The organism is Secundilactobacillus folii (assembly GCF_009720675.1).
GTDB classification, from domain to species: domain Bacteria; phylum Bacillota; class Bacilli; order Lactobacillales; family Lactobacillaceae; genus Secundilactobacillus; species Secundilactobacillus folii.
Genome location: NZ_WNJO01000014.1, coordinates 1 through 23,168, shown reverse-complemented (window position 1 = coordinate 23,168; position 23,168 = coordinate 1). Strand labels below are relative to the sequence as shown.

Genomic DNA, 23,168 nt, shown 5'->3' with positions numbered 1-23,168 from the left:
AATGGGAAAATCAATTGTAATCACCTCAGGTAAGGGGGGTGTCGGCAAGACGACTTCGAGTGCAAATATTGGTACGGCACTCGCATTGATGGGAAAACGGGTTTGTCTCGTTGACCTGGATATTGGTCTGCGAAACCTGGACGTGGTACTCGGGTTAGACAACCGAATCATTTACGATATCGTTGATGTGGTTGAGGGTCGCGCTAAATTGGCTCAGGCCCTGGTCAAAGATAAACGGTTTGATGATCTGTTGTACTTACTGCCCGCGGCACAAAATACGGATAAAACCGCCCTGTCTGAAGAGCAGGCTAAAAGTATCGTCGATGAGTTAAAAAAGGATTTTGATTACGTCTTGATCGACTGTCCTGCCGGTATTGAGCAGGGATTCTTAAACGCCATTGCGGGTGCCGATACGGCGATCATTGTCACCACCCCAGAGATTTCGGCTGTTCGTGATGCTGATAGAGTGGTTGGCCTTTTAGAAAAGAATCCTTTGAAAGAGGAGTCTCATTTGCTGATCAACCGAATTCGCAGTCATATGATGGCGGATGGCGATGCTATGGATATCGATGAGATCACTCATCATCTTGGCGTGCCGCTACTGGGCATTGTCCTCGATGATGACGAAGTCATTGCAACCTCTAACCGTGGCGAACCGATCGTTCTTGACTCGGATAATCCTGCCGGTCGCGGTTACCGAGATATTGCACGTCGCTTGGAAGGCGAGACGATTCCATTGATGAAGATTCAGCAGCCCAAGACTGGTTTTTGGGCCCGAATCAGCCACTGGTTCAAACGCGGCTAGGTCAGCGTTAAATCCATTTAAACGTTGACTAATATGGCTTGATTGAGCTTTGAGATGTCTGGGGTTTCCAATTTTGAGAAATAAACGATATTGACACCTGAAAGATTTAAGCTATAATGAGAACTAATCTAATAAATAACTTTGATCAGACTAGTAGTGATGATGTTTTAGCCAGAGAGTCCGGGATGCTGAGAGCCGGATAAATGATCATGATGAATCACATCTGTGAGTTGACTTTCTGAATGAAGTAGGAAAGATCCGGTAAGCTCGTTATCGCTGAAGTTTATTAATTAAACTTACTGAGGTTAGCTGTGTGAGCAGTTAACGAATCAGAGGTGGAACCGCGAAATGATCGTCCTCTTGGCATTGGCCAAGAGGACTTTTTTAATTAGTGGACTTCTTGAGGGTCGCTGTGTGAGCAGTGACTGATAGTGAGGTGGAACCGCGATAATTGTCGCCCTCTTGAACCGTATTTGGTTCAGGAGGGCTTTTTTATTTAAGAAGGGGGATCCGTTATGTTACATTATGCAAGTCAAATATTACCATCACTTTTAAGTGGTGCTTGGATGACCATCAAGATTTTCTTTTGGACCTTGATTGCTTCTATCCCGTTAGGCGTTGTCGTTAGTCTGGGATTAACGTCAAACATCCCGCCACTGCGGTGGATCTTAAAATTTTACGTCTGGCTGATGCGAGGGACACCACTGTTACTGCAATTAATTTTTGTCTTTTACGGTTTACCGATCATTGGCATAATCTTTCAACGTTATGACGCCGCCATTTTTGCTTTTATTTTAAATTACACCGCCTACTTTGCCGAGATCTTTCGTGGTGGTTTTCAGGCGATTCCTCGCGGTCAGTACGAAAGTGCTCGGGTGCTCCGCTTAACACGTGGTCAAACGTTACGTCGGATCGTCATTCCACAAGTGGTTAAAATTGTTGTGCCGTCAATTGGCAATGAAGTTATCAATCTGATCAAGGACTCATCATTGGTCTACGTCATTGGTCTTGGCGACTTATTAAGAGCTGGAAACGTAGCGACTGCCCGCGATGTCACTTTGCTGCCACTGGTATTGGTTGGTATCATTTACCTTTTGATGACCGCCGTTGCCACGTTTATTCTACGGCGAGTGGAACAGCACTATCGGGCATGGCGTTAGAACCAGAAAGGAGATCACAAGATGCTTGAACTTAAAAATATTAAAAAGCAGTTTGGCAACCGAACCATTTTAAATAATTTCAATTTGCAGGTTCCTGATGGCCAAATTGTTGCTGTCGTTGGTCCTTCTGGTGCTGGTAAAACAACGTTACTGCGATGCATTAGTGGCTTGGAGTCCGTTGATTCTGGTCAGTTTTTACTGGATGATAAACCGTTTGATCCCGCTAACAATCGGGACAATGACAATGTAATTGGCGTCGTCTTTCAAGACTTTCAACTGTTTCCTAACCTAACTGTTTTGGCTAACATTACGTTAGCACCACAATTAGTTTTGAAACAGTCCAAGGCTGATTCAGAAAAACGGGCGCAAGAACTGATTGACCAACTGAATTTAACCGGAAAAGAATCCCTTTATCCTTATCAGTTGTCAGGTGGTCAAAAGCAACGCCTGGCCATTGTTCGAGCTTTGGCAATGAACCCCAAGATCCTTTGTTATGATGAACCCACCAGTGCTTTGGATCCTGATTTGAGGCAGACCGTTGAGCAAATCATCCTTGGCCTAAAACGTGATCAAATGACTCAAATCGTGGTGACCCATGATATGCAGTTTGCAAAAAATATTGCTGATCAATTGGTACGAGTTGAACCAATCAAAGCCTAGTGAGGAGATGTGAGCATGAAAAAGAAAATTTGGCTTGTCCTGATCATGCTGGTCTGCACCGTCTCCCTACTGTCAGGCTGCGGCGGTGTTAGCATTGGCAAACGAGCCAATCACGTTGATAATTGGGAACGGATCAAGAACCGGGGATTTGTCACCGTTGGGTTAGACGATACATTTGTTCCCATGGGATTTCGCGAAAAGAGCGGTAAATTAGTTGGTTACGATGTCGATTTAGCGCGTGCCGTTTTCAAGCTCTACGGGATCAGGGTGAGCTTTCAGTCGATTGATTGGTCAATGAACGCTACTGAACTTAATAATGGGACGATCGACTTGATCTGGAATGGTTATTCGAAGACGCCGGAACGTGAAAAGAAGGTCGCCTTTAGTGACACTTACCTACAAAATGACCAAACCCTTGTTACCTTACGTAAGAACCATATCAATTCATTTGCCGATATGCAGGGGAAAACATTGGGGGCCCAAGCCGGTTCATCAGGTGCTCAAGATATCAGTACCTATCCAAAATTATTAAAGGATCGCATTAAGGGTAACACCCCAGTACTTTACGACTCATTTACGAATGCCTTCATTGATCTTAATGCTGGGCGGATTCAAGGGATGATCATTGACTCCACATACGCTGGTTACTATGTTAACCATGAAAGTAATCCCAAGGCATACCAGATCACTAACGGGGCATTTCCAAAGGAACAATTTGGTGTTGGGATGCGGAAAACCGATGTTACAATGCGTCGAAAAATCAATCGTGGGTTAAAGATTCTGGCTAAGAACGGTACCCTAGCTAAGATCAATCATAAATGGTTTGGAAATAGTGCCGACTCACCTTTACTCCAGAATAAGTAAAGCTTTAAAGCACAAAATACGTTCAGAGCGTGGGACAAAACTCGATTAGATCCCAGAATGTAATCAAGAGCGCCGTGGATTCCTTGTTTTGGAATCTACGGCGCTCTTTGATACATGGCCGGGATCTGAGCTTTGACGCCCGTTTAGGCCACGTCCAGTTTCGAGATTGAGTAACACGGTAACTACCTCAGCGTTTAAAAAGGAGTGCGATACTTACCAATATTAACTTTTATCCCAGCCTCTAAATGTATTTTTAATTTAGTGATTTTGTTTTTACTTGAATCGTTTTGGAGAAAGTAACCTGCGCCACAAAAATCACAAATCTGGGAAGAACGTATCATAAAGCGCTCTGACAGCTACGTCAGCATGAGCCTGCTTGATCCCAAACATCATCGAAATTTCCGAAGCGCCTTGGTTTACCATGACTAGCTTCACGTTTTGCCGTGCTAAAGCATCAGTTGCTTTTGACATAATTCCGGTGCGGTTGGCCATTCCTTCGCCAACGACCATTAGTAAGGCGTAGTCATGAGTGATATGAATCTCGTCGGGGCGCAGTGCAATGACCAATTCACGAATCAACGTTTCTTCAATATCCGCGTTTAATTGGTCCTGACGCATAATGACCGTCAAATCATCAATCCCAGACGGCATATGTTCATAAGACAAATCATGTTCAGCAAGAACTTTGAGAATTTTTTGCGAGACACTTTTTTTGTCCAGCATGTATTTTCGAATGTAGATCCCACAAAAGCCAGGCGAACTTGCGATTCCTGAAACGGGGTAGGCCGGATTAACACGTTTGTGTGACATGATCGACGTTCCGCGCTGACTAGGATGATTGGTGTTTTTAACTACCACCTGAATGTCACCTTGGATGGCGGGAATCAAGGCTTCATCATGAAAGACAGAGAAGCCGGCGTATGCTAGTTCCCGCATTTCTCGGAAGGTCATGTTATGGATCGCAATCGGATGACTGACGACCTGCGGATTAGCGGCGTAAATGGCATCCACATCGGTAAAGTTTTCGTAGCGACTGGCGTGAACGCCACGAGCGATGATGGCACCCGTGATATCAGAACCACCACGAGAAAATGTGCAAATCTGCTCCTGTGTATTGTAACCAAAGAAGCCAGGTATCACCCGAACTACCGAACTGTCCGCCCAAGCATAGATTCTTTGATAACTGCTGGGCTCAATTTCGGCATCATTTGGTGAATCGGTCACTACCAGACCAGCGTCGTGCGGATCTAAGTACTTTGCCCGAACCCCTGACGCCTGTAGAACTTGAGCAAAGAGAACAGCATTCATTTTTTCACCGTGAGCTTTAAAAGCGGCCATGAGGTAGGTTTCATCTTCGTATTCTTGATCTGGCAGTGACAGAATGGTCTGTTTAATGCCCTCAATCACTGAAGCAGGTAAATTAAAGGCCGTTGCTATCTCGTCGTAGCGGGCAATGATTTGACCGGTGATCGTTTCTGTAGGCTGTTGCTTCAAAGTGGCATTTGCGTACTGAATTAAAAGGTCAGTGACCTTGATATCACCGTCAAAACGTTTGCCAGGAGCAGATACGATAACAAATCGCCGGGCTTGATCAGATTTGATTATACTAACTACCTTGCTCACTTGAGCGGCATTTGCGAGGGAACTGCCCCCAAACTTAACGACTTTCATTAAAATTTCCTCCTAGATGGTAACCTTGACATTAAGAATAGCAAAGAAACCAGTTAAATTGCAAGTTGCTACAATTGGATTTTAGGTTGAAAAACAAGGGGCTAACAGACTTTTAGAAAATGAGATAATCCTCAGTATTCGTTAAACTGGTCATTCTTTTTGAAAATTAGGCTTAAACTGAATATATTTGTTATTTTTCAAATCAAAGGGGTAGCGTTTTGTTTCTAAATCATCTAATATAATTTGGTAATGTTTAAGAGGAGGGCAAAAATTGCCAAAGCAATTAGCTAAGGGTGTATGGCTTAATGTGATGCCAACGACCCAATTTAAAACAATCAGTATGACTGTCGATTTCTTAGTACCAGGTTCCGCCCCAGAACTATCTAATCGCATTCTTTTAGCACAGCTATTAGAGACTAGCAGCGCGCAATATCCGACCCAAACAGCGATGGCCGAAAAATTATCAATGATGTACGGTGCCAGCTTTGGGGTTAACGTTTTTCGCTATGGCAAAGCTGAGGGACTTCGTTTTTCAAGTACTATTATCAATGACCACTTTATTGGCGGTCATTCCCTGCTTAATGAAATGATTGACTTCATGCAGAGTGTCATTTATCAGCCGTTAGTAAAGGATCGCGCCTTTGATCCGGAGACCTTTAACCGTCAAAAGCAAAATCTAATTGCTTATTTGAGGTCGTTAAACGATGATAAACAGTACTATGCCGAACAACAATTGAATGCGCTGTATTTTAAGGGTCAGCCTTTTTTTGCGACTAGTTTGTATGGTGATGAAGCCTCTATTTTAGGAATTAACGGTTCAGACCTTTATCGCGATTACCAAACTTTATTAGCGCATGACCAGATTCAGATCACAGTCGCCGGTGATGTCGACGAAAAGGCGGTGGCTTTTGCCCTATCAAAGTGGGGACTGACCGACCGCCAGGAGCAGATTGAAAATCCAATTTTTCAGCGACCGGTTACCGCCGTTGAAACGGCTACTGAAAGTCAGAAGTTGCAGCAATCTAAGTTGAATTTAGCCTATCGATTGCCAGTCTATTACCGTGATGAAAGGTTTTACCAAGCCCTAGTTTTTAACGGTCTCTTTGGTGGCACACCAATCTCGATGCTGTTTAAAAACGTTCGTGAGAAAAATAGTTTAGCCTATTACGCCTCCAGTCGTTTTGACGGTTTTACGGGCACACTGCTCGTTCAAGCCGGTATCGACCAGTCAAAAGAAGCCGTTGTCAAGCAACTCATTGACGAACAGTTGGTTGCAATCAGCAAGGGTGAGTTTAGTGATGAGGTCTTTAACCAAGTGGTCGCCAGCTTGATCAACGCTAGGGAGTCGCGCCTTGATTCTCAACGCGCCTTGGTGAATCATTCAATGTTAGATCATTTAGTACGGCAAACTGTGAGTGCGAAAGAGTGGGTTGCTAAGGTCAAACAAGTCACGCCGGCTGAGGTAGCTGCCATTGCAAGACAAGTCCGGTTACAAGCGGTTTATTTTTTGAAGGGAGAGGATCTCAAATGAAACAGCAGCACTATTCAGAGTTAGGTGAGACCCTCTATTCCGAAACCTTAGCCAATGGTTTGCGGGTCTATTTGTTACCCAAAAAGGGCTTTCATAAAACCTACGCAGTTATGACGACCGATTATGGTTCCGTTGACCAGTCCTTTGTTCCCTTGGGTGAAACCAAACCGGTGACTCAACCGGCGGGTATTGCCCACTTTTTGGAACACAAGATGTTTGAGAAAGCCGACCACGATGCATTTGATACGTTTGCGCATTTTGGCGCGAGCTCCAACGCATTTACCAGTTTTACACACACGAGTTATCTCTTTTCAGCCACTCATCACTTGAAGGATAATTTAGTGACGTTGCTTGACTTTGTTCAAGATCCTTACTTTACAGCTCAGACTGTTAATAAGGAAAAGGGAATCATCGGCCAGGAGATTCAAATGTACGATGACGATCCTAATTCACGGGCTTACTTTGGCACGATTGCTAACCTTTATCCCGGTCAGCCATTGGCAGATGATATTGCAGGAACGATCAGCTCAATCGATAAAATTACGGCCGATGACCTCTACCTAGCACACAAAACCTTTTATCATCCAAGCAACATGAGCTTATTTGTGGTTGGTAAATTAGTGCCAGATGAAACGTTAGACTGGATTCGAGAAAATCAAGCGGCAAAGCAGTTTGCTAAACCAGCAGTTATTCAGAGAATCTTGCCAGCAGCATCCTCGAAAGTTATTTCTCACCGAATTTTGAACATGCCGGTAGAACGTTCCAAGGCCACCATTGGTCTACGTGGTTTCGATTCTTTGCCAACTGGGTTAGAGCGTTTAAAATACGAAGATGCGCTATCACTTGGATTCACACTCTTATTGGGAGAAACAGCACCCGACTTTTTAAAACTCTATGATCAGGGCGTGATTGATGACAGTTTTGGTTATAATATTGAGATTCAAAGGGATGCCCACCACGTGATCATGGCGGGTGAAGCCGAGGATCCACAGGCCTTTGAAGAGGCAATTTTATCAATCTTGAAGGGTTTCACAGAGAAGCTGCAGCGTGCCAGCAATCGTTTTGAAGCGGTTCGCAGAGAAGCTATTGGCAATACGCTAACTTCATTTAATTCCCTTGAAGCGATCGCCAATCAGTTTGATGACCAACTTTATGCACCGGCAAGTTTATTTGACGAGGTCAAAGTCATCAATTCTCTGACACTGGAAGATGTGATCGACACGATGAGTCACTTTTTAGAGGCTGCTACGATCAGTCGACAGGAAATTCTAGCCGGTAATTAAGAAACCATTAAAAAGATGTTGCGATTCAATTCATCGTTAAATCAGGGTCAGACCTATGCTATACTAAGACTGAAATAAACAGATTTTATAGGTGGAGAAATATTTATGAGTGAAAATACTAAGTCAATTGGCGAAACGTTACGTGACGCCCGAATCGCTAAAGGTTATACCTTAGACGACCTGCAACAAACGACCAAGATTCAAAAACGTTACCTGATTGCGATTGAAGACGGTAATTTTTCGGATCTTCCCGGCGACTTTTATGTCCGTGCATTTATCAAACAGTACGCTGAAACAGTTGGTCTAGATGGTAATGATTTACTGGAAGAATACAGTGATCAACTGCCAAGTACCAAGACCCAGGAGTACGTTGACCGCGTGAATGAGGACAATCCATCAACACGTTCGGCACAGCGCAAAGTGGATGATCGAACTGCTCGAATCAGGCGGCAGGTACCGATTGTTGCTGCCGTGGTCGTGGTCGTTGCAGTGCTCATTGGTATCTGGTATGCTAGCACCAGGAATTCACAGTCGAGCAGTAGCTCGCAAAATGTTGATAGCAGTTCCGTTTCCGTTTCTGGCAGTAGTGCTAAGTCCAGTTCACAGGCAAGCAGTTCGAGTAAGAAGGCCACTAAGGCCTCTACTAAGGCTTCTAAAGCTAGTTTCAGTAAGGTTTCAACTTCTGGCTCGACGACGACCTATACCATGACTAATGCACCGAAGACTAAGACGCTGAAGATTAGGACTTCTTCGAGTGCTTGGGTGGCCGTCACTTCGGCTGGATCGTCGGTTTATCAGGGCACACTGCCGGCTTCGCAGGTAAAGACGGTTAAGCTGAGCTCGAGTGCAACCTCGGTTAATATTAATTTAGGTAATGCACCTGTGACCAAAATTTCAATCGGCGGTAAGCAATTACCGATTTCAACGGCCACTAGTTCAGCCACAACCGCTTCTTCGACAACGACCGGCAGCAGTTCCACGACTACTGGAACGGCAAATGGAACCAGTGCAAGTTCTACGTCATCAACGACCACGTCACAAGTTCAAAACATTGTGGTTCAATTTAAGTAGTTGTAGAGGTGAGCCTAAGGGCTTGCCTTTTCTAAAAAGATAAAAGAAATGTTTAGGGGTGGCAGCTTTGAATTTACCAAATAAATTAACCGTTGGGAGGATCATTTTAATTCCAATCTTTCTCCTAGTCCTTGCAGTTCCAATGAACTGGGGCTCTGTTGTTTGGCTTTCGACTAGGATTCCTGTCACACAGATTGTTGCCGCTTTGATTTTTGCCGTGGCGACAGCGACCGATTTTTTGGATGGGCAAATTGCCCGTCGACGTCATCTGATTACTAACTTTGGTAAGTTTGCTGATCCACTCGCTGATAAAATGATTGTGATGACCGCGTTTGTTTTATTGGTGGAAAAAGGACTAGCACCAGCTTGGGTAGTAGCAATCATTGTTTGTCGAGAACTAGCCGTAACTGGTTTGCGGCTCTTGATCGTTGAAACCAACGGTGAAGTCATGGCCGCTAAAATGCCTGGTAAGATCAAAACGGTGTCGCAAATGTTCAGTATTATTTTTCTTCTGCTGAATAATGCGTTCTTTGCTATTTGGCATTTCCCGTTAGGTACGATTTTACTGTATATCTGCCTGATCTTTACGATTTATTCGGGAATTGACTATTTTGTCAAGAGTCGTGGGGTCTTTTCAGAATCCGTTCATGAATAAGCAGTATCTTAGGGAGTACTCGGAAGGGTGCCCCCCTTTTCGTTAAAATTGATCATTACTGGAGGAATGTGTATTGAATGCTGAAATTATTGCTGTTGGAACCGAATTATTGTTGGGCCAAATTGCTAATACAAACGGCGCTTATTTAGCTCAAAAATTAGCTGAGATCGGCGTTAATGTTTATTATCAGACAGTTGTGGGGGATAATCCCGAACGACTGGAAAAGGTGCTTAATGTTGCTGAGAAGCGAAGTGATCTAGTGTTGACCATTGGGGGATTGGGTCCGACTGAAGATGATTTAACCAAGCAGATCGTGGCGCGTCATTTAGGGGAATCACTCGTAACTGACCAGCCGGCAAAGGATAAGATCGATACCTATGCTGCAACAACCAAGCGAAATCTGACCGCTAATAATTTAAAGCAGGCCTTAAAGATCGACCATGCAATCAGTTTGACCAATCACAACGGGTTTGCGGTTGGGGACCTGTATGTCAACGAAGATGGTCCTAGTTATGTCCTATTGCCGGGTCCACCAGCGGAGTGCCTAATGATGATTGATCGTGAATTAATTCCGCAATTAAAAAAACGTGGGCATTCAAATCACGTATTTATCTCTAGGGTGTTAAGGTTTATTGGAATTGGTGAGTCAAAATTGGTGACGGACTTAGCTGATTTGATCGATCACCAAACCAACCCAACCATTGCACCGTATGCAAAAATGGCAGAGGTCACACTTCGAGTTACCGCTGCTGCCCAGGATGAACAGCGGGCAAATGAACTCATTGAGCAAACCGTTGATAAAATTTTAAAGCGTGATGGCCAATATTTCTATGGTTATGGGGACGATAATTCATTGACTCAGGTTGTCATTAATCAGTTGATCGATCGAAAACTGTCTGTTACCGCAGCGGAAAGTCTGACAGCTGGAGAATTTCAAAGTACGATCGGCAGTGTGCCCGGTGTATCAGCGGTCTTTCCCGGCGGTTTTGTGACCTACGCAAATGAGGCTAAACACCAGTTGCTGGAGATCCCTAACGACGTCATTGATACTCAGGGAGTGGTCAGTAAAGCGACTGCCATTTGGATGGCAAAGCAGGCCAAGGCGAAAATGCAAACGGATATTGCAGTCTCCTTTACGGGTGTGGCTGGTCCCGATGAGTTGGAAGGTCAGCCAGCGGGTACTGTTTGGATCGGGATTGCGTATCGTGATCAGGAACCAGAGGCTTTCTTGTTTCATTTTACTAATGGCAGACAGCAAGTTCGTGCTCGAAGTGTCATGACTGGTCTTGATTTGATTCGGCAACGTTTAGCAGCAGAATAAAAGTACGAACCTTTGTTCTATTTTTGCTTGCATTTTCACTTCAATACAGGTATAGTTTAATTTGCAAATGGCTACTAAGGAGGAACTACATGGCTGACGAACGGAAAGCGGCTTTAGACGCTGCTTTAAAGAAAATTGAAAAAAACTTTGGTAAGGGCTCGATCATGCGAATGGGTGATAAGGCCGATACTCAGATCTCAACGATTTCCACTGGTTCACTGGCACTTGATAACGCACTGGGTGTGGGTGGCTATCCACGGGGTAGAATCGTGGAAGTTTACGGACCTGAAAGCTCTGGTAAAACGACCGTGGCTTTACACGCAGTTGCAGAAGTTCAAAAAGAGGGTGGTACGGCAGCCTATATCGATGCTGAAAATGCCTTGGACCCAGCCTATGCCACGCATTTAGGCGTGAACATCGATGATCTGCTGTTGTCCCAGCCAGATACTGGTGAACAAGGCTTGGAAATTGCAGATGCTTTAGTTGCCAGTGGCGCCGTTGATTTACTAGTTGTTGATTCAGTCGCTGCATTAGTTCCACGAGCTGAAATTGACGGTGAAATGGGTGACGCCCACGTTGGTTTACAAGCACGACTGATGTCTCAAGCACTGCGGAAACTTTCAGGGTCGATCAATAAAACCAAAACGATTGCGATCTTTATCAATCAGATTCGTGAAAAAGTCGGTGTCATGTTTGGTAATCCTGAAACAACTCCTGGTGGTCGGGCTTTGAAATTCTACGCCACGATTCGTTTGGAGGTTCGGCGAGCTGAGCAGATCAAAGAAGGTACTGATATTATTGGTAACCGTGTTCGTATCAAAGTCGTGAAGAACAAGGTTGCGCCGCCATTTAAGCGTGCTGAAGTTGATATTATGTACGGTACTGGAATTTCTCAAACTGGTGAGCTCGTTGATATGGCCGTTGATAAGGATATTATCAATAAGTCCGGTTCATGGTATTCTTATGGTGATGACCGGATTGGTCAGGGACGTGAAAACGCGAAGTCTTACCTTGCAGAACATCAAGATGTTATGGATGAAATTCGGACTAAGGTTCGTAAAGCCTATAACATGGATGGGGATGCGGAAGATGACGCTAACATACCATCAGAAAAAGACGTGGAGACGTTAGATATCGATACGCCTGATAAAGATGCTAAAAAAGCTAAATCAGCTAAATAATTCCCTTATTAAAGTCCGAGATGATCGGGCTTTTTTTGTGCGAGGCTATTCAAGAAAAGTTTTTATTTTATAAGCTAATTTTCAAAATATTGAAATTGCTAAAATGATGTTGCATTTTGCAATCCCTGATTGATTTGTTTTTTGAGGAGTCAGTTTTGTTGAAAACAAGTCATGGAGGCAAATTATTTTTTCTATTCTCGCTTAGTTGGTTGAATGATTGGCAAGCTAGCTCAGCGAATTTTGTCAAGACATTCCTTCTGCCTAAGTTTCAGCTCCACTCTTTTATTGACAGTCTCGCCTCTAAACATTAGAATGTTAGTTGTGTCAATAATCAATTAACATCTAAAAATTTACTGATTTAGCAATCAAATAATTTTGATGATGCGGAGGTGGAATCATGAGTATTCCTGAAATAATCCTCGCTATCATCGCTATCGTTGTAGGTGTTGCTATCGGTTACTTCGTTCATAAAAGAATTATTGAAAATCAATTGGACGCGGCACACGAAACAGCACAGGGCATTTTAGCTGATGCGAAAAAGCAAGCTGAGACTGACACCAAAGAGGCCCTGCTTGAGGCCAAGGATGAAAGTCATCGCTATCGATCCGAAGTTGAACGTGACTTAAAGCGGCAACGCGGAGAAGTTCAAAAACAAGAGGATCGGGTTTTACAGCGAGAAGAAGCACTGGATCGCAAAGATAACGCTTTTCAGAAGCGTGAAGATGTTTTGGAGCGAAAGGAAAATAAACTTAACTCTGAACAGCAAAAACTGACCAAATTGCAACAGCAAGCGGACTCACTTGTTGAGAAACGACAAGCAGCCGTGGAAGAAGCAGCTGCCTTGTCACAAGAAGAAGCGCAGTCTCTGATTATAAACGAAGCAAAGCAAGCGTTAAGTTCTGAACGCGCTAAAATGATTAAAGAAAGCAACCAGAAAGCTGCTGAAGAAGCAGACACAAAGGCGAAGGAATTAATCGTTCAAGCCATTCAAAGAAGTGGGGCTGACATGGTCTCTGATACGACCGTTTCGGTTGTCACACTGCCTAACGACGACATGAAGGGGCGGATCATTGGCCGTGAAGGTCGTAATATTAGGACTTTAGAGACCCTAACAGGAATTGATCTGATCATTGATGATACTCCTGAAGCCGTCGTCTTAAGCGGTTTTGACCCGATTCGTCGTGAAGTTGCCAAGATTGCCTTAGAGAAGCTCATTCAAGATGGCCGAATCCATCCAGCTCGAATCGAAGAGATGGTTGAAAAGGCGCGTAAGGAATTGGATGAGCAGATTCAAGACCTTGGTGAACAAACGGTGTTTGACCTTGGGATCCATTCAATGCATCCTGCATTGATCAAACTGGTCGGTCAGATGAACTACCGAATTTCATATGGGCAAAATGTGTTAACGCATGCAATTGAAGTTGCTAAATTATCAGGGGTCTTCGCTGCTGAATTAGGTGAGGATGTTACGCTAGCAAAACGCGCAGGATTATTACACGATATTGGTAAAGCGGTTGAAAATGACGTTGAAGAGTCTCATGTTCAAATCGGTATCGATCTAGCTAAGAAGTATAAAGAAAGCCCGGTTGTGATTGACGCAATCAGTGCTCACGAGTCGACTGGCACAGCCCATTATGTTATCTCTGAATTAGTGGCTGCTGCTAATACGATTTCGGCTTCTCGACCTGGTGCACGGAGTGATTCACTGGAAAGCTTCATTCACCGATTGGAAAAGTTAGAAAACATTGCCAACGAATTTGATGGCGTTAAAAAGTCATTTGCCATTCAAGCAGGACGCGAAGTTCGCGTAATCGTTAAACCAAATAAAATTTCAGATTTGGACGCTGTGACACTAGCTCACGATATTAAAGAAAAAATTGAGAGTGATATGGATTATCCAGGTCACATCAAGGTTTCGGTTATTCGTGAAGTTCGGTCAGTAGCGTACGCAAAGTAACACTTATGTTTTACAAAAGTATTCCTTGGAACGCAACAGTTCTTAGGAGTACTTTTTTACGCTATGAATGTGTTAAACTAAAGCATGTTGTAGCAAACTAAAAAAGATTAGAGGAACAGCATGCGTATTTTATTTATCGGTGACGTTGTTGGTAACCGCGGCGTTCAAATGATTCAGACGTACCTTCCCAAATTAAAACGGGACCTAAAACCTCAAGCGACCATTGTCAATGGTGAAAATTCGACACCGGTTGGTCGGGGTATTAGTCAAAAGATTTATAAGCAGCTACTTGAAAGCGGCGCAGATGTCGTCACGATGGGTAACCACACGTGGGATAATCGCGAGCTGTTTGATTTTATTGATTCTGCGACTAGGCTGGTTCGGCCAGCCAACTTCCCGGGAAAAGATGTGCCTGGACAAGGGTGGACAAAATTACGCGTCAATCAGGCTACCTTAGCAGTTATTAATTTGCAGGGGCGGGTCTTTTTACCGCCATTAGATGATCCGTTTGCTGTTGCTGACCAGCTGGTGACTGAGATTCGCAAGGAAACTCCGGTGATATTTGTCGATTTTCACGCTGAAGCCACTAGTGAGAAACGGGCTATTGCCCTGTATTTAAAGGGTCGTGTGTCGGCTGTTATTGGGACCCATACTCACGTTCAAACCAGCGATGGTCAAATCATCGATCGGCAAACTGCTTTTATGAGTGATGCCGGGATGACTGGACCTTCCGCGGGAGTCTTGGGTATGCAGCCGGCGGGGGTGCTTTCCCGATTTCTCAATCAGCGGCCTTCAAGATACGAAGTTGAAACGAGCGAGCCAGGTATTATGTCGGGCTGTGTGATTGATATTAATGACCAAACAGGCCACGCAACCAAGATTCAGCCGGTTTTAATTGACGGCGCGCATCCTTATGATATTTAATTAAGTTGACAAGAAATGAAGTAGAGGTGGAAGGATTGGCGAAAGTAAGTCAAACGCCGATGATGGTTCAGTATCAAAAGATCAAGGATCAATACCCAGACGCTTTTTTATTTTACCGTCTAGGTGATTTTTACGAAATGTTCAACGACGATGCGATTAAAGGTGCCCAGTTATTGGAACTGACGCTGACAACTCGAAATCATAGTTCCAAAAATCCCATTCCCATGTGTGGTGTTCCCCACCACGCCGTGCAAAACTATATCGACATTTTAGTTGATAAGGGTTATAAGGTTGCCATCTGTGAGCAAATGGAAGACCCCAAGCTCGCTAAGGGCATGGTCAAACGTGAAGTGATTCAGTTAGTGACACCGGGGACACAAACCGATGCAGGAGCGGGCAACGCTAAGCAGAATAATTATTTGACCGCTCTGACTCGAGTTGATCAGCAGTTTGGGTTTGCCTACGCAGACCTTTCCACCGGAGAGTTAAAGGTTGCAACGTTAAGTAATTTTGATTCGGTTTTAAACGAAGTTATGAGCCTGCAAACCAAGGAAACGGTCGTTGATAAATCGATTACAACTGACGTGATCGAGAGACTGCAAAAAATTGGTATTTTAATTTCCCATCAGGATGAAGTTGTCACTAAGTCAGAGCTTAGTTATTTGACTCAAGATGTTGAGTTGCCTGAACAAACGGCGGTATTAAATCATCTTCTGACCTATATTGTGACGACCCAAAAACGCAGTCTTGCTCATTTACAACGGGCTATCGTCTATGAGCCGGCATTTTTTCTCAAGATGGATCACTATTCACAACGAAACCTTGAACTGGCTCAAAATATGCGAACCGGAAAAAAGAGCGGTACGTTGCTTTGGTTGCTTGATGAGACTAAAACGGCCATGGGTGGCCGCCTACTTAAACAGTGGCTTGATCGGCCGTTAGTCAATCGTACCGATATTTTAAATCGGCAAAATAAGGTGGCTGTGCTAGTTGATCAGTATTTTGAGCGCAATAGCTTGCAGGAAGAGCTCACGCAGGTGTATGATTTGGAGCGCTTGGCGGGCCGCGTGGCGTTTGGCAGCGTCAATGGTCGTGACTTGATCCAGTTGAAAACATCTCTGCAGCAAATTCCCAAATTACAGCATATTATTAATGAATTGCCCAATGATACGTTCGATGATATTTTGAAACGGTTAGATCCAATCGATGACGTGACCGATGTGATCGAACGAGCGATTGTGGACGAACCATCTGTTTCCGTGACGGATGGTGGCGTGATCAAAGACGGTTATGATCAGAAGTTGGATGAGTATCGTCTAGCAATGCACAACGGTAAGCAATGGCTGGCAGAACTGGAAGCCTCGGAACGTCAAATTACGGGGATTAACAATTTGAAAATTGGTTTCAATCGTGTCTTTGGCTACTACATTGACGTCACCAAGACCAATTTAGGAAAATTGCCTGAGGGACGTTACGAACGGAAGCAAACGTTAGCAAATTCAGAGCGCTTTACAACTCCTGAATTGAAGGAAAAAGAGCGACTCATTCTTGAAGCCGAAGAACAGTCAACTGACTTGGAGTACAAGTTGTTTGTTAAAGTTCGTGAATTAGTGAAAAAAAACATCCAGCGAATTCAAAAATTGGCCCATGCGGTTTCAGAACTGGACGTTTTGCAAAGCTTTGCGGATGTCAGTGAGAAGTATCGTTTCGTGGCGCCAACACTGACGAAAAAGGGGCATACCTTAGACATCGTTGAAGGTCGGCATCCAGTTGTTGAAAAAGTTCTTGGCCGTCAAACCTATGTGCCCAACGACGTTAAAATGCCAGAGGACACGTCGATTCTTTTGATCACTGGGCCTAACATGTCTGGTAAAAGTACTTATATGCGTCAACTGGCCTTAACCGTGATTTTAGCGCAAATGGGCTGTTTCGTTCCTGCCAAATCGGCAACCATGCCAATCTTTGATCAAATATTTACTCGAATTGGTGCGGCTGATGATTTGATATCGGGTGAAAGTACCTTCATGGTGGAAATGAAGGAAGCCAACGAAGCGTTGGAGCATGCGACAGCTAATTCACTGATTTTATTTGATGAAATTGGCCGTGGGACTGCCACATACGACGGCATGGCTTTAGCACAGGCAATTATTGAATTTGTCCACGATAAGGTCCACGCTAAGACGCTTTTTTCGACCCACTATCATGAATTGACCGTCCTTGAAGATAGCTTAGCGGGATTGAAAAATGTTCACGTGGGTGCAGTCGAGCAAAACGGAGAGTTAGTCTTTTTGCACCAAATGCAGTCTGGACCCGCTGATAAATCATATGGGATTCACGTTGCCAAATTGGCAGGTTTGCCTGATTCGCTTTTAAAACGGGCGGATACGATCTTAAGTCAGTTGGAAACCACGCAAGACCAAAAAAACACCGGTCAAGTGGTGGCGACTAACCAATCCCGTGATCTGCCAGAACCGGATGAAACGGAACTCGTTCAGTCTGAACCAGTTGACTTGACACCACCAGAACAGGCCGATGATACGCAACTATCATTATTTGGAGAACCAGAAAAAGAGCCATCTCAGGCGGATCAGCTAGCAAGTCAAGTGAAGGCCTTGAATTTAATGGGTATGACTCCAATGGATGTTATGAACCAAGTGTATAAATGGCAACAGCAGCTAAATCAGACAAAGAAAAAAAGATAATGGGGTGAGAAGATGGCAGTGATCCACGAACTTTCAGCAGTTTTGGCTGATCAAATTGCAGCTGGTGAAGTGATTGAAAGACCGGCATCAGTTGTTAAAGAACTCGTTGAAAATGCCATTGACGCTGACAGCCATGAAATTGATATTTTAGTTGAAGAAGCGGGCTTAAAATCAATTGAGATCATTGATGACGGCAGTGGCATTGAAGCTGATCAGCTGGCCCTTGCATTTCGTCGGCATGCCACCAGTAAAATTGATGACCGTAAAGACCTTTTCCGTGTTCACTCGTTAGGCTTTCGTGGTGAGGCGTTACCCAGTATTGCATCAATTGCAGACGTGGAGATGACAACTTCAACTGGCGGGGAGGGTGCAGTCATCCACCTAGCAGGCGGTAAAGTTATCTCTCAAAAACCGGCTGAGGCGCGCCGTGGCACGGATATCAAAGTCCGTGATCTGTTCTATAATGTCCCAGCTCGGTTAAAATACATGAAGTCGCTGAATACTGAGCTCTCAAAAATTGTTGATATCGTCAACCGATTGGCTTTCGGGCATCCAGATATTCAAATTTCGCTAACTCACAATAATCGTGAATTAATGCGCACAGCCGGACGGGGTGACCTTCAGCAGGTCGTCGGCAGTATTTATGGCATGAATAAGGCGGCTAAGATGCTGCCAATCTCAGGTTCTGACGCCGATTTTAAAGTTAGCGGTTACGTCTCGCTGCCGGAACTGACTCGTGCTAGTCGCAGTTACATGACAATTTTGATCAATGGGCGCTACATTCGTAATTTTCAATTAAGTAAAGCGATCATTGCTGGTTACGGTTCAAAACTGATGGTTGGCCGTTATCCAGTTGCAGTGGTGAACCTGGAAATGGATCCGCTGCTAGTAGATGTGAATGTGCACCCGACAAAACAAGAAGTCAGAATCAGTAAGGAAGACCAACTGAGTAAGCTTTTAACGGTCACTATCCGATCAAAATTAAGTGAACAAAACCTTATTCCTGACGGTTTAACGAATCTTCACCATGGCAGAGTCGACCCTGCTAAAGTGTCAGTCGAGCTAGAATCAGTCTCTCAGACTCACCAACCCCAAAGCAGTCAGACTGAAACCGATTCAACTGATAGACAGTTGGTAGTCCGTTCCCAATCTTCCGCACCGAAACCGAACTCGGCTTCGGTGGGCACGGCGGATTCGCAGGCGTTATTTGCCCAACAGCCCTCTGAAACGGGTCATCGGCCAATTGTAATTCGTTCTAAAGAGCAGTTGGATTCTCCAACGGTAGCAGCATTTGAGAACAAGTATCAGGTACCCAAGCCACCGTTCGATAAGGTAGTTCAAACGTTAGATCAAACGAATGCAAAGCGGTCTTCCAAGATGACGGAACAAGAATTGTTTCAGCAAAAAGGCCGGTTTCCAAATTTGGTTTATATCGGTCAATTCCACGGAACCTACCTTTTAGCCCAGGCGGATGAGGGACTTTACATTCTTGATCAGCACGCTGCCCAAGAGCGCGTTAACTATGAGTATTATCGGCAGGTAATTGGTGAAGTCAGTGCCGACCAGCAGCGATTGTTAGTGCCTATCGTTCTAGACTATAGTACTAGTGATATGCTTAAAATCAGTGATCAGTTGGAGACACTTGCAGCTGTTGGTTTGCATTTGGAACAGTTTGGCCCAAATAGTTTCATTATCCGCCAGCACCCGACTTGGTTTAAAACTGGTCAAGAATCAGATACAATTAAAGAAATGATTGATTGGGTATTGCGAGATGGTCATTTAACGGTGGCTCAATTCCGTGAAAAAACGGCCATCATGATGAGCTGTAAGCGCGCTATCAAAGCTAATCATCATTTGGATGATCAACAGGCAAGAGCCCTGATCGAACACCTTAAAAAAGCTGAAAACCCATTCAATTGTCCCCATGGCCGTCCAGTGCTGATTCACTTTACGGATAAAGATATGGAAAAAATGTTTAAACGAATTCAAGAACCACACCAGTCACTTAGATCTGAGATTTAACGATCAGTAACTGAAAACGATAGGTCATTTGATAGTACAAATTAAAAAGGCAATTGTTTGAAATGGTTTTGCTCCTTTGGATAATAACCGTGATTCTGGAGTGAAGGCTGTGATGAAAACGATTGCCTTTTTTAGTAATCAATGGGTATCTAGGAGTCCGTTATTCAGCTAATCTTGGTATTTATCAAATGAGGCATTAGACGATTGGAAGGCCTGATTAACTGATTAGACAGCATCATTTGAGGACTGCTGATGAGTATTCGCGTTCAGCTCGCTGCATGTAAGAGTGTGTGTAGGTGATATTTTCTCGAAAATTCCGTGCTAATAGTGGCTGTATTTGGTAAAATTAGACTGTTAAATTGATTTCGGAAAGGGGATTCTCATGGAAGAATCACAATTAATTGGCATCATTAACCGCCTTAAGGCGATGCAGGAAGATGCAGGTGACGAGCCGCAGCCGCGTCGTTTCGAACGTGATGGTGTTGAAAAAGCACAAGTTGTTTATAACCCTGATACGCAGACCTATACCTTAGATGAATATCAGCCAGATGAACATTTTGAATTTGATAACATCGACCTAGTCGCCATTGAATTATTTGAACTTCTTACTGATAACTAGACTGAAAACTATGGGGAACCATAGTTTTTGTTTTATTGTCGTTGTATGATTATCAATGCATAGCGCGGTTATTAAATTTACAAGTTTGAAGTTTTTTCAAAGTAATTCTGATGAGATTGCTATTTACTTGAGATTCGATATAATGGCATTTGTTAAGTTTATCCTGGAGGCACGAGTTTATGTCGGATTTTGTAAAGCGAATGGCTGCTAAGTTACACACCGTGTTCGGCTTTTTTATCTTAGTGGTCGTTTTATTTTGTATTAAAACCTATATCGCTTACCAAACAGAGTTTACGTTAGGGGTAAAGGGTGGCGTGCAGCAGTTTTTACTAGCTGTCAACCCGATTCCAACGGCGCTGCTACTGTTTGGTATTGCGCTTTATTTCCGTGGTCGTTTAGTTTACTGGTTAATGCTTATCATCGACCTGTTACAAACCACTTGGTTATTTGCCAATATTATTTACTACCGGGAATTTTCAGATTTCCTTTCGTTTAGTGTGATCAAAGGTTCAGGAAATGTTCAAAACAATCTGGGGAAGAGCATTGGTCAGATCATTCATCCAACGGACTTTTTAGTCTATCTAGACATTGTCTTATTGATCATTTTACTTATGACTCACGTGATCCGAATTGATGGGCGTCCGTTTAAACGCCGCTATGCACTGACAATGACGGTCCTCGCGTTTTCCCTGATGGGTGCCGAGTACGGGATGGCTAATGCCGACCGTTCAGGACTGTTGACCCGGACATTTGATAACAATTATTTAGTCAAGTATTTAGGACTTAACGAGTACGGTGCTTTCAGTATTTATCAGACCCAAAAGCAAAGTGCGACTCGTGCACACGCCAGTGCTAGTGACTTACGAAGTGTCGAAAAGTATTTGAAACATAATCGTGTGGGTGCTAATCCGACTTATTTTGGTACTGAAAAGGGTAAAAACGTCATTATCATTCACCTAGAAAGTTTCCAGCAGTTCTTGATCAATTATAAAGTGGATGGCAAAGAAGTGACTCCCAACTTAAACAAGTTTTATAAGAATCAAAACACGATGAGTTTTGATAACTTTTATAATCAGGTGGCTCAGGGTAAGACTTCAGATGCTGAAATGATGCTTGAAAATTCATTGTTTGGTCTGCCTCAAGGCTCCGCAATGACGGAGTACGGGACCCAAAATACCTTTCAGGCAGCGCCGGCGATCCTTGATCAGCGCGGTTATACATCAGCTGCTTTTCACGGGGATGTTCCAAGTTTCTGGAATCGTGATAACACTTATAAATCATGGGGTTATGACTATTTCTTTAGCTCACAATATTATAAGGAGAAAGCAGACTATACGGTAGGTTACGGTCTTAAAGATAAGATCTTTTTCCGTGATTCGGCTAAGTATCTACAACAGTTGCCTCAACCGTTCTATGCTAAACTGATTACTCTAACTAACCACTATCCGTATGAATTGGATAAACAAAATACGGATTTTCCAGCAACCAAGACGGGTGACAAGACGGTTGATCCATACGTTCAAACTGCCCATTATCTCGACGAGGCATTTGGTGAGTTTCTCACGTACCTGAAAGAGTCGGGACTCTATAAGAACAGTATGATCGTTCTCTATGGTGATCATTATGGGATCTCGAATAATCACCGCTCTGCCATCGCACAATTGTTAGGTAAGAGTAAGGTGACAAATTATGACTTAGCTCAGTTTCAGAAAGTTCCATTGATGATTCACGCTGCAGGTTTGAAGGGTGGCATTAACCATACCTATGGTGGTGAAATTGATGTGTTGCCAACGTTGCTAGATTTGTTAGGCGTAAAGAATACTAATACGATTCAGTTTGGTAATGATTTGCTAGCCAAGAATCGAAATCAAACCGTTGCGTTTCGGGATGGTGACTTCGTGACACCTTCATACACTAAGATCGGAAGTACGGTTTATAATACCAAAACGGGTGATGTGATCAAGCCGACAGCCAAACAAAAGAAGGTTTTGGCCAAGGAACAAAATCATGTTACTGCGGAGCTATCTTTATCTGATCGGGTTATTCAAGGTGACCTGTTACGCTTCTATCAACTGAAAAATTTTAAGACTGTAGATAAGAAGAATTATAATTATCGTTATGTAAACGGCGTTAAGCAGTTAGAGCAAGCACAGAAGAAAGAACCAACTAGTTTGAAAGCCAAGAATCATGGCAAGGTGACTGCCACGTATAAAACGGATGCACCTGAGTTAAAGTAGTTTGAAAAACATCACGAGAACAGCGCATTTGGCGTTGTTCTTTTTTATGAGATATTCCAAAAAATGTAAAATACATCTTGACCTAAATTCTTTATCTTGGTAATATTATATTCGTTGTTAAAAAGTGTATTCAGGAATCGTTGTAGATGGCAGATGATTGTTCATCAACTTTTGATGTTTTGGATTCAGCGTTGTTCTTTGAAGATGGTTGAATACACAAGTTAATTAATAATTATTCAAATTATTGTTTGACTTCATTAATAGCAATTGCTATACTAATATAGCTTACTGATTTGATCTGAGTCCATAAAGCTAATTTATCGTTGCAAGTCTGGGATTTATTCTTAATTAGTTAGATAAAATATCGCTTGACATTTTATTGCTCGGATGATATCATTTATAAGTTGCCTGTTTAAATATTCATTGGTAACCAACAATAGTAGACCTTTGAAAACTGAACAAAGTTTCGTTTCACAAATGTGCAGGGCATATCGACTAAGGCCGA

At 43.5% G+C, this 23,168-nt stretch carries 17 protein-coding genes and 1 other annotated feature; of the genes, 16 read left to right on the top strand and 1 reads right to left on the bottom strand.

Features of this window, described 5'->3' with window-relative positions:
• Nucleotide 1 precedes the first annotated feature (1 nt).
• The 4 genes from minD (at nt 2) to GM612_RS10205 (ending at nt 3,489) form a co-directional block, all read left to right on the top strand.
• Nucleotides 2-805, top strand: a complete 804-nt coding sequence (minD, locus tag GM612_RS10220; protein WP_155432265.1) for a septum site-determining protein MinD — start codon at nt 2-4, stop codon at nt 803-805.
• Nucleotides 806-937: 132 nt separating this feature from the next.
• Nucleotides 938-1,168, top strand: a binding site (T-box leader).
• 152 nt (nt 1,169-1,320) lie between these two features.
• Nucleotides 1,321-1,965: an amino acid ABC transporter permease gene (locus GM612_RS10215; RefSeq protein ID WP_155432264.1), complete on the top strand. Its 645-nt coding sequence runs from the start codon at nt 1,321-1,323 to the stop codon at nt 1,963-1,965.
• Nucleotides 1,966-1,986: 21 nt separating this feature from the next.
• Nucleotides 1,987-2,625, top strand: coding sequence for an amino acid ABC transporter ATP-binding protein (locus GM612_RS10210; protein ID WP_155432263.1), 639 nt, complete (start codon nt 1,987-1,989; stop codon nt 2,623-2,625).
• Between the two features lie 15 nt (nt 2,626-2,640).
• Nucleotides 2,641-3,489 carry an amino acid ABC transporter substrate-binding protein gene (locus GM612_RS10205; protein ID WP_155432262.1) on the top strand — a complete coding sequence of 283 codons (849 nt, stop codon included), beginning with the start codon at nt 2,641-2,643 and terminating at the stop codon, nt 3,487-3,489.
• Nucleotides 3,490-3,804: 315 nt separating this feature from the next.
• On the opposite strand, the gene GM612_RS10200 is transcribed toward GM612_RS10205, so the two are convergent.
• Nucleotides 3,805-5,160, bottom strand: a complete 1,356-nt coding sequence (locus GM612_RS10200; protein ID WP_155432261.1) for an aspartate kinase — start codon at nt 5,158-5,160, stop codon at nt 3,805-3,807.
• 271 nt (nt 5,161-5,431) lie between these two features.
• On the opposite strand from GM612_RS10200, the gene yfmF reads away from it, so the two are divergent.
• The 12 genes from yfmF (at nt 5,432) to GM612_RS10140 (ending at nt 22,663) form a co-directional block, all read left to right on the top strand.
• A complete protein-coding gene (gene yfmF / locus GM612_RS10195) occupies nt 5,432-6,691 on the top strand; it encodes an EF-P 5-aminopentanol modification-associated protein YfmF (protein ID WP_155432260.1) in 1,260 nt (419 codons plus the stop codon).
• A complete protein-coding gene (gene yfmH, locus GM612_RS10190) occupies nt 6,688-7,974 on the top strand; it encodes an EF-P 5-aminopentanol modification-associated protein YfmH (protein WP_155432259.1) in 1,287 nt (428 codons plus the stop codon). The genes yfmF and yfmH overlap by 4 nt, the downstream gene beginning before the upstream one ends.
• Nucleotides 7,975-8,079: 105 nt before the next feature.
• Nucleotides 8,080-9,045, top strand: a complete 966-nt coding sequence (locus tag GM612_RS10185) for a helix-turn-helix domain-containing protein (protein ID WP_155432258.1) — start codon at nt 8,080-8,082, stop codon at nt 9,043-9,045.
• A gap of 67 nt (nt 9,046-9,112) precedes the next feature.
• Entirely contained in the window at nt 9,113-9,700 is a 588-nt protein-coding gene (gene pgsA / locus GM612_RS10180) for a CDP-diacylglycerol--glycerol-3-phosphate 3-phosphatidyltransferase (RefSeq protein WP_155432257.1), read from the top strand.
• 73 nt (nt 9,701-9,773) lie between these two features.
• Nucleotides 9,774-11,021, top strand: coding sequence for a competence/damage-inducible protein A (locus GM612_RS10175; protein WP_155432256.1), 1,248 nt, complete (start codon nt 9,774-9,776; stop codon nt 11,019-11,021).
• Between the two features lie 89 nt (nt 11,022-11,110).
• Complete coding sequence (recA, locus tag GM612_RS10170; protein WP_155432255.1) at nt 11,111-12,202, top strand: recombinase RecA; 1,092 nt, start codon at nt 11,111-11,113, stop codon at nt 12,200-12,202.
• A 397-nt stretch (nt 12,203-12,599) separates the two neighbouring features.
• Nucleotides 12,600-14,159: a ribonuclease Y gene (rny, locus tag GM612_RS10165; RefSeq protein WP_155432254.1), complete on the top strand. Its 1,560-nt coding sequence runs from the start codon at nt 12,600-12,602 to the stop codon at nt 14,157-14,159.
• A gap of 120 nt (nt 14,160-14,279) precedes the next feature.
• Nucleotides 14,280-15,083 (top strand): TIGR00282 family metallophosphoesterase, encoded by an 804-nt coding sequence (locus GM612_RS10160; protein WP_155432253.1) that lies wholly within the window; start codon nt 14,280-14,282, stop codon nt 15,081-15,083.
• A 35-nt stretch (nt 15,084-15,118) separates the two neighbouring features.
• Entirely contained in the window at nt 15,119-17,785 is a 2,667-nt protein-coding gene (mutS, locus tag GM612_RS10155; RefSeq protein WP_173021265.1) for a DNA mismatch repair protein MutS, read from the top strand.
• Nucleotides 17,786-17,797: 12 nt separating this feature from the next.
• Entirely contained in the window at nt 17,798-19,807 is a 2,010-nt protein-coding gene (gene mutL, locus GM612_RS10150; protein ID WP_155432252.1) for a DNA mismatch repair endonuclease MutL, read from the top strand.
• A gap of 382 nt (nt 19,808-20,189) precedes the next feature.
• A complete protein-coding gene (locus GM612_RS10145) occupies nt 20,190-20,426 on the top strand; it encodes a YkuJ family protein (RefSeq protein ID WP_155432251.1) in 237 nt (78 codons plus the stop codon).
• 179 nt (nt 20,427-20,605) lie between these two features.
• On the top strand, nt 20,606-22,663 hold the full coding sequence (locus tag GM612_RS10140; protein WP_155432250.1) for an LTA synthase family protein: 2,058 nt from the start codon (nt 20,606-20,608) through the stop codon (nt 22,661-22,663).
• Nucleotides 22,664-23,168: the final 505 nt, after the last annotated feature.